This is a genomic window from Pseudomonas sp. Pseusp49, assembly GCF_059491875.1.
This window is the reverse complement of record NZ_CP168514.1, coordinates 5,948,935-5,963,240: the sequence shown is the minus strand read 5'-3', so window position 1 is coordinate 5,963,240 and position 14,306 is coordinate 5,948,935. Positions and strand designations below refer to the sequence as shown.

General features: G+C 60.0%; 14 protein-coding genes. 6 read left to right on the top strand and 8 right to left on the bottom strand.

Features of this window, described 5'->3' with window-relative positions; genetic code table 11:
- Positions 1-32: 32 nt before the first annotated feature.
- Positions 33-992, bottom strand: a complete 960-nt coding sequence (locus tag ACEN83_RS26580; RefSeq protein ID WP_495578833.1) for an alpha/beta hydrolase — start codon at positions 990-992, stop codon at positions 33-35.
- On the bottom strand, positions 993-1,886 hold the full coding sequence (gene ypfJ, locus ACEN83_RS26575) for a KPN_02809 family neutral zinc metallopeptidase (RefSeq protein WP_007975791.1): 894 nt from the start codon (positions 1,884-1,886) through the stop codon (positions 993-995).
- 166 nt (positions 1,887-2,052) lie between these two features.
- Between ypfJ and ACEN83_RS26570 the strand changes: the two genes are divergently transcribed.
- Together ACEN83_RS26570 and ACEN83_RS26565 are read left to right on the top strand one after the other, a co-directional pair.
- On the top strand, positions 2,053-2,829 hold the full coding sequence (locus tag ACEN83_RS26570; RefSeq protein WP_116581845.1) for an IclR family transcriptional regulator: 777 nt from the start codon (positions 2,053-2,055) through the stop codon (positions 2,827-2,829).
- Positions 2,830-2,954: 125 nt separating this feature from the next.
- Complete coding sequence (locus ACEN83_RS26565) at positions 2,955-3,839, top strand: DMT family transporter (RefSeq protein ID WP_116581844.1); 885 nt, start codon at positions 2,955-2,957, stop codon at positions 3,837-3,839.
- 63 nt (positions 3,840-3,902) lie between these two features.
- On the opposite strand, the gene ACEN83_RS26560 is transcribed toward ACEN83_RS26565, so the two are convergent.
- Positions 3,903-5,240, bottom strand: a complete 1,338-nt coding sequence (locus ACEN83_RS26560) for an MFS transporter (protein WP_116581888.1) — start codon at positions 5,238-5,240, stop codon at positions 3,903-3,905.
- Positions 5,241-5,603: 363 nt separating this feature from the next.
- On the opposite strand from ACEN83_RS26560, the gene quiC reads away from it, so the two are divergent.
- Positions 5,604-7,505: a 3-dehydroshikimate dehydratase QuiC gene (gene quiC / locus ACEN83_RS26555; protein WP_495578832.1), complete on the top strand. Its 1,902-nt coding sequence runs from the start codon at positions 5,604-5,606 to the stop codon at positions 7,503-7,505.
- A 102-nt stretch (positions 7,506-7,607) separates the two neighbouring features.
- The gene (locus tag ACEN83_RS26550) at positions 7,608-8,285 is read left to right on the top strand and encodes a TetR/AcrR family transcriptional regulator (RefSeq protein ID WP_495578831.1); all 678 of its coding nucleotides are present in this window, start codon (positions 7,608-7,610) and stop codon (positions 8,283-8,285) included.
- 78 nt (positions 8,286-8,363) lie between these two features.
- Here ACEN83_RS26550 and ACEN83_RS26545 read toward each other — a convergent pair whose 3' ends face one another.
- From ACEN83_RS26545 to ACEN83_RS26535, 3 genes are all read right to left on the bottom strand, one after another.
- On the bottom strand, positions 8,364-9,218 hold the full coding sequence (locus ACEN83_RS26545; RefSeq protein ID WP_495578830.1) for a shikimate dehydrogenase: 855 nt from the start codon (positions 9,216-9,218) through the stop codon (positions 8,364-8,366).
- 5 nt (positions 9,219-9,223) lie between these two features.
- On the bottom strand, positions 9,224-9,664 hold the full coding sequence (gene aroQ / locus ACEN83_RS26540) for a type II 3-dehydroquinate dehydratase (protein ID WP_218486034.1): 441 nt from the start codon (positions 9,662-9,664) through the stop codon (positions 9,224-9,226).
- 138 nt (positions 9,665-9,802) lie between these two features.
- Positions 9,803-10,714: a LysR family transcriptional regulator gene (locus tag ACEN83_RS26535; RefSeq protein ID WP_095965678.1), complete on the bottom strand. Its 912-nt coding sequence runs from the start codon at positions 10,712-10,714 to the stop codon at positions 9,803-9,805.
- A 226-nt stretch (positions 10,715-10,940) separates the two neighbouring features.
- Between ACEN83_RS26535 and ACEN83_RS26530 the strand changes: the two genes are divergently transcribed.
- Positions 10,941-11,369, top strand: a complete 429-nt coding sequence (locus ACEN83_RS26530) for a DUF4160 domain-containing protein (protein ID WP_116581840.1) — start codon at positions 10,941-10,943, stop codon at positions 11,367-11,369.
- A complete protein-coding gene (locus tag ACEN83_RS26525) occupies positions 11,366-11,812 on the top strand; it encodes a DUF2442 domain-containing protein (protein ID WP_116581839.1) in 447 nt (148 codons plus the stop codon). The genes ACEN83_RS26530 and ACEN83_RS26525 overlap by 4 nt, the downstream gene beginning before the upstream one ends.
- A gap of 56 nt (positions 11,813-11,868) precedes the next feature.
- Here the strand turns inward: ACEN83_RS26525 and trmA are convergent, their stop codons facing one another.
- Together trmA and ACEN83_RS26515 are read right to left on the bottom strand one after the other, a co-directional pair.
- A complete protein-coding gene (gene trmA, locus ACEN83_RS26520) occupies positions 11,869-12,948 on the bottom strand; it encodes a tRNA (uridine(54)-C5)-methyltransferase TrmA (protein ID WP_495578829.1) in 1,080 nt (359 codons plus the stop codon).
- Entirely contained in the window at positions 12,945-14,240 is a 1,296-nt protein-coding gene (locus tag ACEN83_RS26515) for an NCS2 family permease (RefSeq protein ID WP_116581837.1), read from the bottom strand. Before ACEN83_RS26515 ends, trmA begins: the two co-directional genes overlap by 4 nt.
- Positions 14,241-14,306 lie beyond the last annotated feature (66 nt).

Sequence of the window (14,306 nt, the reverse complement as noted above, 5' to 3'; positions counted from 1 at the left end):
TCGCGAAGAGGCAGGCCCAGGCACTACAAGAGTCACTCCCCAAACAATGCCTTCTGCCCCTCCGGCGAGGTAAACATCCCGTCCCCGTTATGCCCGACTCCGGGCACTTCTATCAGTTGCTGCTTCAACCCTTGCGGTTGCAGCCGCTTCAGATAATCAAAGTAAAAACGCCCCCGCGCCAACCGATACGGTCCTTGCGCCCTGGCCTCACAGCTCTTGTCCAGTGCCGGATGATTCGGGTCGGTGTCCTGCTGGCCCAGTAGGTAAACGATGTCACGCTTAAGGTACTTTTCCTGCAGTTGTGTGGGCGTTTGTCCTTCGGCGTAGGCGGGCAAATCCGCTAGTCCATACTTCCAGCGATTGAATTGCGGGCAACCGGCGTGGCTGAACGCCACGGGCCGGCGCTCATCGAAATAGGCGTAGGACGACGGGTTGGCAATCACGTATCGAACCTGTACGCCGGCCGCCTCGAGGGCCGGCTGATCATGACCGAGCACTGCATAGCGCTGAACCACCTGCGCGCCACCGGAGTGACCGGCGATGACGATTTGCTTCACATCCGGAAACTGCTGGCGGTCACCCAAGCGGGCGATGATTTCGTCAAGCGCCGCATAGGAACTCAGCCGAAACGGCGCCGTGGATTCGCCGCCGGACATCCATTCATTGCCTTGCCAGCGCAAAACGGTGTCGGCCACCGGATGAGCCGCAACATCGGTTTCATTGAGGAATTGCGGGGCGATCACCAGGGTCGTTGCGCTTTGCCCGGCCAGTTCGGCCGAGTGCTCACCGCTCTGCAGATAGGTTTGCGCGTTGCGCAAGCGACCGTGGAGGATGATCAGCACCCGTTCGATTTTTGCCGGGGCGGGGCTGATGCCCACCGCGATTTCACCTGATTTCAACAGCAGGCGTCCGGGACTGAGCTCCTTGACTTCATGCTCGGCGGCCTGGGACGTTGCGCAAGTAAACAGAACAACCAACAACCACTTCTTCATTTACAGATTTTTCGTCGCAAAGGTATCGCACTGGCTTACCTGGCCTTGGGCGAAACCGGTTTTGAACCAGCGCACCCGTTGCGCCGACGTACCGTGGGTGAACGAGTCCGGGACCACGCGGCCCTGACCCTGTTGCTGCAAACGATCGTCACCGATGGCGTTCGCTGCGTTCAGTGCTTCTTCGATGTCACCCGGCTCCAGCCAGTTCAGGCGCTTCTGCGCATTGTTGGCCCAGACACCGGCCAGGCAATCGGCCTGCAGTTCCTGACGAACCAGTAAACCGCCGTCGCCTTCCATCTGCCGGCCTTGTTGGCGGGCTGCCTGGATTTTTGCGGACACTCCAAGCAGGGTCTGCACATGGTGTCCGACTTCGTGAGCGATGACGTAGGCCTGGGCGAAGTCGCCCGCGGCGGAAAAACGTTGGGACATTTCCTGGAAGAACGCCATGTCCAGATAGACCTTCTGGTCCGCCGGGCAATAGAACGGCCCGGTGGCGGAGGTGGCCAGACCGCAGGCCGAATTCACGCGATTGCTGAACAACACCAGGGTCGGTTCTTTGTACTGACGGCCGGCCTGCTGGAATATCGCGCCCCAGGTGTCTTCGGTGTCGCCGAGGATCGAGCGCACGAACTCCGCGCCTTCGTCATTGGCCGGTGGTGCCTTGCGGCTCTGGTTGGTGGCGGGTGCCGATTGCTGGCCCATCTGCCCGGTCAGTTGTCCGAGGATTTGCAGCGGATCCTGGCCGGTGATCCAGCCGATGCCGACGATCAGCAGGATCGCCGTCAGGCTCAGGCCCTTGCCACCGCCGAAGCGCATTCCGCCGCCGCCACTGCCGACATCATCACCACGGGCATCGACCACGTTGTCGCTGCGTCGGCCTTTTTTCCATAGCATGTGGGAATCCTCTTCTGTTCCGGGTCACGAGCCGTGCGATGAGTGTTGCTGCCAAGTGGGAGCCGCGCCAGTCCGGTCGTCAGACTGCCGGTTGCGCGACTGGTTCCACATTTTGCTTCGTGGGGCTTCTCTTCTAGAATCAGCCAAATTTTGTTTGGGACATACCATGGCTGGCAGTCAGATCGAACGTGTCTTCAGCGTGCTGGAAAGCCTGACCGGTGAACCGCAGGGTTTGCCGATGCAGACGTTGGCCGAGCAACTGGAAATCCCTAAAAGCGCGACTCATCGTTTGCTCGCTGAACTGATTCGCCTGGGGTACGTGCGGCAGAATCCGGACAACCTGCGCTATCACCTGTCGACCAAGCTGGTGGCCATGGGCTTTCGATACTTGTCCGGCAGCGGTGCGGATATCATCCAGCCGGTGCTCGATCGTCTGGCCGGGGAAACCGGTGAGCTGGTGCGTCTGGGGGTGATCCAGGGGGAGCGCCAGGTGTGGATCGCCAAGTCCCAGGGGGCCCGTTCCGGTCTGCGCTACGACCCGGACATGGGGCGCGATGCGCCTTTGTTCTACACGGCTTCCGGGCACGCGTGGCTGGCGTGCATGAGCGATGCCGAGGCGCTGTTGCTGGTCGAGCGGCAAGGGACCGAGTTGCCTCAAGACGTCGGGCCTAATGCACCGCGTTCGAATATTGAACTGCTGGAGCGCTTGCGTCTGGCGCGGGAGCAGGGTTATGCCTGGGTCGAGGAAAGTTCGGCGGTGGGCACCTCGGCGATTGCCTCCGTGGTGCGTCATCCACTGGATGGCCGGGTCATCGGCGTGCTCAGTATTGCCGGGCCAAGTGCGCGAATGCCCGGCGCGCGATTGCATGAATTGGCGCCGACCTTGTTGGAATATGCCGATGAGCTTTCACTGGCGAGCCAGGCATCAGAGTTGTTCAGTTGAACCTGAAGTCTGCTTGAATAAACAGTGTGCGGTATTCGCCCACTTTCTTGAGTCGTAGATTTCATAAAATGGAACCAGGTTCTAAATTATTCATGTCTCGCCTCAACCCATAAAAGGACTTTGTCTTGACGTCGCCCAGCAGTACCCCGCTTTCCGGCGTCAATCAGCCCTTCAAAGGGATCCTGCTGATCGTTGTCGCGACTTTCCTGTTTTCCAGCCACGACGCCTTTTCCAAATACCTCTCCGGTTTCTATCCCATTGTCATGGTGGTCTGGGCGCGTTACGTGGTTCACACCTTGTTGATGGCCGGGATTTTCCTGCCGCAGTCCGGGCTGCGAGTGCTGCGTACCAAGCGGCCATTTCTGCAATTGATCCGGGCATTGTGCCTGCTGGGCACCAGTCTGTTTTTCACCACGGGGCTGATGTACATCCCGTTGGCGGAGGCCACGTCGGTCAACTTCCTGGCGCCGGTGTTGGTGACCGCGCTGTCGGTGCCGCTGCTTGGCGAGCGGGTGACGCGTGGGCAATGGTTGGCGGTGATTTTCGGTTTCAGCGGGGTACTGATCATTGTTCACCCCGGTGGTGATCTGTTTACCCCGGCGGTGTTGCTGCCGTTCTGCTCGGCGTTGTTTTTCTGCTTCTATCAACTGCTGACGCGCAAGCTCAGCGAGATCGACAGCCCGACCACCAGCAACTTCTTCGCAGGCTTGTGCAACACGCTGGTGATGAGTGCGCTGGTGCCGTTCTTCTGGCAGACGCCGAACCTGGTGCATGGCGCGATGATGCTGGCGCTGGGGGCCTGCGGGATGACGGCGCACCTGTTCCTGACCCAGGCGTTCCGACTCGCGGCACCGGCACTGCTGGCGCCGTTCAGCTATTGCCAGATCATCTTCGCCGGCCTGCTGGGCTGGCTGCTGTTTTCCCATACGCCGACACTGACCACCGTGCTCGGCATTGCCGTGATCTGCTGCAGCGGGTTGGCAGCGGCCTGGCAGCAAAGCCGCCGCTAAGCTGCGGTAAAACGCAGGCAAAAAAAAGCGCAGACCCGAGATCGGGCCTGCGCCGAGGGAACATCAGTCTTCTACTTTCGGAATCTTGCGCGGTGCCATGAAGTACATCCAGGTCAGCGCAATGAAGTACATCGCCGGAATCAGTGTGAACAGCACGGTGTAGTTGTTGTTGGTGACGGTCAGGATATGGCCGACCAACTGGGTCATGAACATCCCGCCAATCGCCGCACACATGCCGCCGAAACCGAACACCGTACTCATCATGTGCTTGGGCGTGTAGTCCATCACCAGGCTCCAGATGTTTGCGGTCCAGGCCTGGTGCGCGCCGATGGCCAAGGAGATGGCAGCTACGGCGACCCACAGATTGCTGGAGCCGGCAGCCATGATGACGCCGATGATGCAGCAGGCGAACAGGAACATGGACATCAGCCGCGCCTTGATCGGATTGACGCCGCGACCGATCAGGAACGAGGAGAGGATACCGCCGCCGACGCTGCCGAAGTCGGCAGTGAGGTAGATGATGATCAGCGGGATACCCATCTGGGTGACGTTGATGCCCAGGTTGTATTGCTGATTGAGGAACGGCGGCAGCCAGTACAGGTAGAACCAGAACACCGGCGCGGTCATCGAGTAGGCGAGGGCGAAGGCCCAGGTGCCGCGCATGCGCAGGATCTTCGAGAACGGCACACGGGTTTGTTCCGGCTCGACTTCGTTCTGGATGTAGTCCAGTTCCGATTGTTTGACGCTCGGATGCTCTTCCGGGTTGAAGTACTTCAAGGCCCAGCACACCAGCCAGATCCCGCCCAGTGCCGACATGCACAGGAACGCGGCCTGCCAGCCCCATGCGTGGAGGATCAGTGGCAGCAACATCGGGGTGAACATCGCACCGACGTTGGTCCCGGCATTGAATATCCCGGTGGCCACGGCGCGCTCGCCGGCCGGGAACCACAGGCGGGTGGTTTTCACGCAGGCCGGGTAGTTGGCGGCTTCGGTCAGGCCGAGGATGAAACGGCAGACCATGAAGCCGGCCGCCGAAGTGGCCAGGCCATGGGCGCCGGTCGCCAGGCTCCAGAGCAACACGGCGCAGAAAAACACGCGCTTGACGCCGACCCGGTCGATCAGCCGGCCCTGCAGCACGAAACCAATGGCATAGCCGACCTGGAACCAGAAGTTGATGTTGGCGTAATCCATCGCCGTCCAGCTCATTTCCTTGGCCAGGATGGGCTGCATCACACCCAGTGCGGCGCGGTCGATGTAGTTCAGGGTAGTGGCGAAAAACACCAGCGCCAGCATGCCCCAACGGGTTTTACCGACCGCCATGGCGCCGCGGATCTTGTCGCCGATACCACCGGCAGTGACGCTCATGGCCGGAGCCATGCGTGAGCTTTGGGAAGGAAGCATATGTACCACCCGTTTTTTGAATTTGTTATTTGGTGTTTTGGACATCGCGGCCGGTGCTGCGAGTCCGGACTCAATGTGGGGTCGATGTTGGGCAGTGGACAAAAAATCGTCAATTCGCCAACCACCATTTTGTTCGATAATCGAACACAAAACTAACCGGATAGTACGCTTTGAATTGCTGTGCGGGATCGCCAGGCCAATAATTTACCCAGGACAAACGCTACCCCTGTAGGAGCTGCCGGAGGCTGCGATCTTTTGATTTTGCTTTTCAAGATCAAAAGATCGCAGCCTCCGGCAGCTCCTACAGGATCCGTGCGTGCGATGCCCCCTAACAAGATGGTCCCCATTACCGGGAGTCGAAATATGCAGCGTTCCATTGCCACCGTATCCTTGAGCGGTACCCTGCCGGAAAAACTCGAAGCCATTGCCGCCGCCGGGTTCGACGGTGTGGAAATCTTCGAGAACGACCTTCTCTACTACGACGGCAGCCCACGGGAAATCAAACAGATGTGCGCCGATCTCGGGATCGCCATCACCCTGTTTCAACCTTTTCGTGATTTCGAAGGCTGCCGGCGTGATCGGCTGTCGCGCAACCTGGAACGCGCCGAGCGTAAATTCGACCTGATGCAGGAACTGGGCACCGACCTGGTGCTGGTGTGCAGCAACGCCTCGGTCGACTCCATCGGTGATGAACAGATTCTGGTCGACGATTTGCGCCTGCTGGCTGAACATGCCGGGGCCCGTGGTCTACGCATCGGTTACGAAGCGCTGGCTTGGGGCAGGCACGTGAACACGTATCAACAGGTGTGGAACATCGTGCGTCAGGCCGATCATCCAAGCCTCGGCGTGTTGCTGGACAGCTTTCACACCCTGTCGCTCAAAGGCGATCCGAGCGCTATCGCCGAGATTCCCGGCGACAAGATCTTCTTCGTGCAAATGGCCGACGCGCCAATCCTGGCCATGGACGTGCTGGAGTGGAGCCGGCATTTTCGATGCTTCCCGGGGCAGGGGGAGTTCGACTTGCCGGGGTTCCTCGCGCCGATCATCCAGAGCGGCTACACCGGGCCATTGTCGCTGGAGATCTTCAACGACGGCTTCCGCGCCGCGCCGCCACGGGCCAATGCCGCCGACGGCTTGCGCTCGTTGTTGTACCTGGAAGAGAAAACCCGCGAGCGTCTGGCTCAGGAAGCCAAGCCAATGGCCAGCCCTGAGATACTGTTCGAAACACCCAAGGCCAGCGAGTACAACGGCATCGAGTTTCTCGAATTCGCCGTGGATGAAAGCCTCGGCGCCAAGCTCTCCCATTGGCTGGAGCGACTGGGTTTCGTCAAGGCCGGGCAACATCGCTCCAAGAGCGTCAGCCTGCTGCGCCAGGGCGATATCAACCTGATCCTGAACTCGGAGCCTTACTCATTCGGCCACAGCTTTTTCGAAGCCCACGGCCCTTCGCTGTGCGCTACGGCGGTGCGTGTCAAGGACAGCACCAGTGCACTGGCTCGTGCCGTGGCCTACAAGGGCCAGCCCTATCGCGGACTGGTCGGTCCCAACGAACTGGAGTTGGCGGCGGTGCGTGCGCCGGATGGCAGCCTGATCTACCTGGTGGATCAACACGCCGATGTATATGGCACGGACTTCAATCTGTACCCGCAAGCGCCGGTCAGCGGCGGCCTCAAGCGCATTGACCACATGGCCATGGCGCTGCCGGCCGACAGCCTCGACAGTTGGGTGCTGTTCTACAAGAGCCTGCTGGATTTCGAGGCGGACGATGAAGTGGTGCTGCCGGATCCTTATGGTCTGGTGAAGAGCCGTGCCTTGCGTAGCCGCGACAGTTCGATCCGCCTGCCGCTGAACATTTCCGAGAACCGCAACACCGCGATCTCACACGCGCTGTCGAGTTATCGCGGCTCCGGAGTGCATCACATCGCCTTTGATTGTGATGACATCTTTGCCCAGGTCAGCCGTGCAAAAGAGGCGGGCGTGCCGCTGCTGGATATCCCCCTCAACTACTACGATGATCTGGCGGCGCGCTTCGATTTCGACGATGAGTTCCTCAGCGAACTGGCCTACTACAACGTGTTGTACGACCGCGACGCCCAGGGCGGGGAGCTGTTTCACGTGTATACCGAGCCGTTCGAGGGGCGGTTCTTCTTTGAAATCATCCAGCGTAAAAACGGATATGCCGGCTACGGCGCGGCCAACGTGGCGGTGCGGCTGGCGGCCATGGCCAAATCCCGAAGCGGATCCACCCGTCAGGCCAAGTTGTAGGAAATTCGTAAACGCGGGATTAAACGTGGGCCGCGCGACTTCCTTCACCGTGCCGCGCAGCCCATAATCGCCAGCCTGTGCAGTGATGGCCGTGAGCCCGCAATGACAATGACTTCAGAACTCCCCGCAGTCTCCGTAGAACCCGGTACCGAGCCGCGCAAGAGTCGCAAGAACAACCCGGAAAAGACCCGCGAAAACATCCTGCAGGAGGCGATTGTCGAATTCGTCCAGCAGGGGCTTTCCGGGGCCCGCGTCGATGCCATCGCCGAGCGCATCCACACCTCCAAGCGCATGATCTACTACTACTTCGGCAGTAAGGAGCAGCTCTACGTCGAGGTCCTGGAAAAACTCTACGGCGATATCCGCAGCACTGAAAGCCGTTTACACCTGACCGAACTGGCACCGGTGGAAGCGATTCGGCGGATGGTTGAGTTCACATTCGATCACCACGATCGCAACGTCGATTTCGTGCGCATCGTCAGCATCGAGAACATTCACAACGCCGAGTACGTGAAGCGCTCCGATGCGATCAGGGCGATGAACAACACCGTTCTTGATTCCCTCGATGTGATCCTGCGTCGGGGCGTTGAAGAGGGCGTATTCCGCGCGGGCCTGGTGCCGCTGGATGTGCATCTGCTGATCAGTTCGTTCTGCTTTTATCGCGTCTCGAACCGCCATACCGTGGGTGAGATTTTCCAGATCGACTTGCCGGATGAGCGCATCAAGCAGCGTCATCGGGAGATGATTTGCGAGTCGGTGCTGCGCTATTTGCAGGCTTGAAAAGATCGCAGCCTTCGGCAACTCCTACGTCATCGCATTGATCTGTAGGCGCTGCCGAAGGCTGCGATCTGTTGATCTTCAGTCCTTCATGCCCTGGAAATGCTCAAGCATTCTCTGAGCATCCGGCACCACGCCGCTGAACAACTCGAATGCCTTCACCGCCTGAAACACGGCCATGTTGCCGCCGTCCAGCGTCCGGCAACCGAGGGCGCGGGCGTTGCGCAGCAGTTCGGTTTCCAGTGGGAAGTAGACGATCTCCGCCACCCACAACTCGGCTCGAAGCAACTCGACCGGCACCGGCATGCCCGGCAGTTTTTTCATGCCCATCGGCGTGGTGTTCACCAGGCCGTCAGCCTGGGCCAAGGCGCTTGGCAGGTCATACCCGGCCACCGCCAGAGCGACACCGAAATGCTGGTTGAGGTTGTCGGCCAGATCCTGGGCGCGGCGGATGTCCACGTCAAAAATGCTCAGTTGCTGTACGCCTTCGCTCAACAGGGCGTGGGCCACCGCCGCCCCTGCGCCGCCGGCGCCCATCTGGACGACACGTTCAACGGCAACGCCTTTCAGACCCCGTCGGAAGCCTTCGGCAAAGCCCAGGCAATCGGTGTTGTGGCCGATGCGTTTGCCATCCTTGAGCACCACCGTGTTGACCGCACCGATACCGCGGGCCTCCGGTGAGAGTTCGTCCAGCAGCGGGATGATTGCCTGCTTGCAGGGAAAGGTGATGTTCAAGCCGGTGAAGTTCATGCGCTCGGCAGCCATCAGCAGGTCGGGCAGGGCGTTGCTGTCGAGTTTCAACTGATCAAGGTCAATCAGACGATAGAGGTAGCGCAGCCCTTGGGCATCGCCTTCATGTTCGTGCAAGGCCGGTGTGCGGGAAGCCTGGATGCCGGCGCCGATCAGCCCGGCCAGTACCACGTTGTTCTGAGTCACGGCGATCACCCCTTCAAACGATGACTGAAGTGTTCCAGCGCCAGGCGATAGCCGTGACTGCCGAAGCCGGCCATCACCGCCGTTGCAATAGCGGATACGAACGAGTGGTGGCGGAAGGGCTCACGGGCGTGCACGTTGGACAGGTGGACTTCGATGACTGGCAGTTCGCTGGCGACCAGGGCGTCGCGGATGGCGACCGAGGTGTGAGTCCATGCGGCGGGATTGATGATGATCCCGGCGCAGCGACCGCGGGCCGCGTGAATCCAGTCGAGCAATTCGCCTTCATGGTTGGTCTGGCGAAACTCCACCGCCAGGCCGAACTCATCGGCGGCGCGTCCGCACAGGGCCGAAATGTCTGCCAGGGTTTCGTGGCCGTAAGTCGCCGGTTCACGGGTGCCGAGCAGGTTCAGGTTCGGGCCGTTGAGCACCAGAACGATAGGGGACATCGGAATCTCTCCACTTATTATTGTTGGAATCGGCCAAGTTTCAGCCTGTGGAGATAAATTGTACTAACTAGTTAATTCGGTCAATTGAAGAGAGGGCACACTGGCAGTTTGTGGGCGATGATCGGACACTTTCTGTGTTCAGCGCGGCAAATGCTCCACCAGAAAATCAATGAACGCCCTCAAGCGCAGCGGCACATGCCGACTTTGCGGGTACAGCAGGGTGAAGGGGCGCGAGCGCCCGCCATAGGGCTTGAGCACTTCCACCAGTGAACCGTCGGCCAGCTCCTTTTCCACGATAAAACGATAGGTCTGAAACAACCCCGCCCCGTGTTTGGCTAGCGTCACCCCGCCCAGTACATCATCGGAACAACTGAGGTTGCCCTCGGCCAGAATCTCACGGGGCACGCCTTCATCGTTGAACAACCAGGCAATGCGCCGGCCGCTGCTGGGCAATTCATACTGAATGCATTCGTGGTGTTCGAGGTCGTCGAGGGTTTGCGGAATGCCGGCCTGTTTCAGGTAATCAGGGCTGGCGATCAGCACAAGGGCGGCATCCTCCAACTGTCGGGCGATCAGACCGGAATCCGGGATGGCTCGCACGCGAATCGCCATGTCGTAGCCTTCGCCGACGAAATCGATGTTGCGATTGCTGATATGCGATTCGACTTTCACCGCGGGATAGCGCGCCCGAAATTCAGGCAGCAGCGGCAGGATTCGATGATGCGCGTAGGTGGTCGGAATACTGATGCGCAAAGTACCGGACGGCACTTGCTGCTGGCCCATGACCTCACGCTGGGCCTCGACCAGTTGCGCAAGGGCCTGGCGACATTCTTCGTAATAACGGCGACCACTGTCAGTGAGCTTCACGCTACGCGTGGTGCGCGCGAACAGGCGCACGCCCAGGCGTTCCTCCATGCGCGACACCGATCGGCTCACGGCAGCGGGCGTGACACCTGCCACCAGCGCCGCGGCAGTAAAACTGCCAGCCTCGGCGGCCAGGCAAAAAAGCTCGATGCTGCCCAACTGAAGATCGTCGAATTGTCGCTGCATGATTGATTACACCAAGGATCAGATGAAGAAGCTGAATCAGTATTTATCAGGTGACAGCGCTGTAAAGAAAGGATTTCTTACCAATTCGCGTGGTGTTCCGCAGGTCCGGGAATTGCCGGGACGCTAGCCTGAGGAAAGAAGAAATGATTCGGCTGCCAAGGCCAGCGGTCGGATTTTCCAGGGAATGTCGGATTCTCGGATTTAAAAACCTAACGGATGGGTTAGTATGAAGGTATGCAGTTTCAAAGGACTGTCGGTAGTGATCATGTTGCGAGACGAGCATTGTCCGCCTCATGCGCATGTGGAAGCGGGTACGTGGAGTGCAAGATTCAGGTTCAGCTTTTGGCACAACGGTGTCGAACTCTGGGATGTCGTTCCGCTATCGCGTCGGCCACCATTGGCGATGCTTGAGGGTTTGCGCCAATCGCTCAAGCAACCTGCCCATCTGCGACGCGCCCGCGGCATCTGGTGGCGAAAACTACAAACGGCCTGTCTTGATAATCAACTCTGGGACTGGCAAAGCAACGAAGTCGTTGTGGTGAAAAGGGTTGTCAGCACGACCAATATGATTGGATCGGCTTGCTACGTACCTGAATCGAACAAGACATTGCTGTCCCTGATCGGTGCACAGGAAGGTGTGGAGATCGAGTTATGAAAACGATAAAAGCCAAGGTTCAGGCCGATAATCCCGTAACGGAAAGTAGCCTGGACAAGGCCATCGAACTTGGTGAGTTACGTAGGAAAAATAGCCTGCAAGCGACAGCGGTTGCCTACCTGGCTCCCTGTCTGGCAGTGCTCTTCGAAGATGGCAGCGGCGTACTGTTGCCCGTGGCCAACTATCCGGAGTTCGATGATTTTGAGCTGGAGGACTACGCCAGCCTGACTGTCGGCTATGCGGGGACTGCACTGTGCCACGAAGGCAAGGACCTGCATGTGTCCATCGCCGGGATGATTTCTGCGAGCAAGCCGCTGATGGCCATGGCGACCTCGGTCGTCGCTTCGCGCAATGGTCGCCAGAGCAGCGCCGCAAAGTCTGAAGCCGCGCGGGCCAACGGCAGGAAAGGCGGGCGCCCGCGCAAGGTCGATGTTGTCGTGTAAGTGCCCACAAAAAAGCCGTCGTGAAGACGGCTTTTTTTTATGCCTGGCAGATGCCATCAACGCCGGGTCAGCATCACCCCGGATTCCATGTGATGGGTCCACGGGAACTGGTCGAACATCGCGCACCGGCTGATGCGGTGGGTGTCGTGCAGTTGGGCGATGTTGGCTGCCAGGGTCTCCGGATTGCAGGAGATGTACAGGATGTTGTCGAAGCGCCGGGTCAACTCGCAGGTGTCCGGGTCCATGCCGGCGCGGGGCGGGTCGACGAACACGCTGCCGAACTCGTAGCTCTTGAGGTCGATGCCGTGCAGGCGGCGGAACGGACGCACTTCGTTCAGGGCTTCGGTCAGCTCTTCGGCGGACAAGCGCACCAGGGTGACATTATCCACCGCGTTTTCGCTGAGATTGCTCAGCGCCGCGTTGACCGAGGTCTTGCTGATTTCGGTGGCCAGCACTTTGCGCACGCGGGTGGCGAGCGGCAGGGTGAAGTTGCCGTTGCCGCAATACAGCTCCAGCAAATCATCGGAGCGATCCCCGAGCGCATCGTATGCCCAGTTGAGCATCTTCTGGTTCACCGTACCGTTGGGCTGGGTGAACGCGCCTTCCGGTTGGCGGTAACTGAAGGTGCGACCGCCGACGTCCAGTCGCTCGACCACGTAATCGTGACCGATGACTTCGCGCTTGCCCTTGGAGCGCCCGATGATGCTGACGTTCAGGTCCGTCGCCAGTTTCGAAGCCGCCGCATGCCAGTGCTCGTCCAGCGGGCGGTGATAGCAGAGGGTGATCATTGCGTCGCCGGCCAGCGTGGTCAGGAATTCCACCTGGAACAGCTTGTGGCTCAGAGGCGCACTGGCTTGCCACGCTGCCTTGAGCTGCGGCATCAACTGGTTGATGCGCAGGCTGGCGATCGGGAACTCTTCGATCAGGATCGGCGTGCGTTTGTCTTCCTGGGAAAACATCGCGTAATGCCGCTCGCCGGCCTCGCGCCACAGGCGGAACTCGGCGCGCAGGCGGAAGTTTTTCAGCGGCGAATCGAAAACGGCCGGCTCGGGTGCATCGAACGGGGCCAGCAGGTCACGCAAGCGCGTGACCTTTTCTTCGAGTTGAACGGCATAGGCCTGGAAATCAAAAGTCATGCGTTGAACCAACCCAGCTTGATCACGAACAGAATCGACAGGATCACCAGCGCCGGGTTCAGCTCACGGCCACGACCGGACATCAGCTTGATGGCGGTCCAGGAAATGAAACCGAAGGCGATGCCATTGGCGATGGAATAGGTGAACGGCATCGCCAGCGCGGTGATCACCACAGGCGCGGCAACGGTGATGTCGTCCCAGTCTATTTCGGCCAGGCCGGATGTCATCAGCACGGCGACGAACAGCAGGGCCGGCGCGGTGGCAAAGGCTGGAACACTGGCGGCCAGTGGCGAGAAGAACAGCGCCAGCAGGAACAGGATCGCGACCACGACGGCGGTCAGGCCGGTGCGGCCACCGGCACTCACGCCAGCGGCGGATTCGATGTAGCTGGTGGTGGTCGAGGTGCCCAGCAGGGAACCGGCCATGGCAGCGGTGCTGTCGGCGATCAGCGCCCGGCCCATTTTCGGCATGTGGCCGTCCTTGCCCATCAGACCGGCGCGCTTGGCAACGCCGATGAGGGTGCCGGAGTTGTCGAACAGGTCGACGAACAGGAACGCAAAAATCACGCTGACCAGACCGATGTCCAGTGCGCCCTTGATGTCCAGTTGCAGGAAGGTCGGGGCCAGGGACGGCGGCATCGACATCACGCCGCCGAACGGGGTGAAGCCCATCACGATCGAAACGATGGTCACCACCAGAATGCCGATCAGCACCGCGCCGCGCACGGCGAGGGCTTCAAGCGCGACAATCAGGGCAAAACCGAGGGTGGCGAGGATCGGAGCCGGTTGTTTCAGGTCACCGAGGCCGACCATGGTCGCCGGGTTGCTGACCACGATACCGGCGTTGTGCAGGGCGATCAGCGCCAGGAACAGGCCGATACCGGCAGCAATGGCCGAACGCAGTGGCAACGGGATGCTGTTGATGATCCATTCACGGATGCGGAAGATCGACAGCAGGAAGAAACACACTGCCGAGATGAACACCGCGCCGAGCGCCACTTGCCAGGTATGGCCCATGTGCAGGACCACGGTGTAGGTAAAGAAGGCGTTCAGGCCCATGCCCGGTGCGAGGGCGATCGGGTAGTTGGCGATCAGGCCCATGACGGTCGAGCCGATGGCAGCGGCCAGGCAGGTGGCGACAAACACCGCGCCCTTGTCCATGCCGGTCTCGCCGAGGATGCTCGGGTTGACGAACAGAATGTAGGCCATGGCCAAAAAGGTCGTGACGCCCGCCAGAATCTCGGTCCGCACGTTGGTGTTGTGTGCCTTGAGTTGAAACAGCCTTTCCAGCATGTCTGCTCCCCGTGGCGCGCCGGGCGCCGTGAATGTATCGACCTCAACAGCAAAGCACAGGCAGCA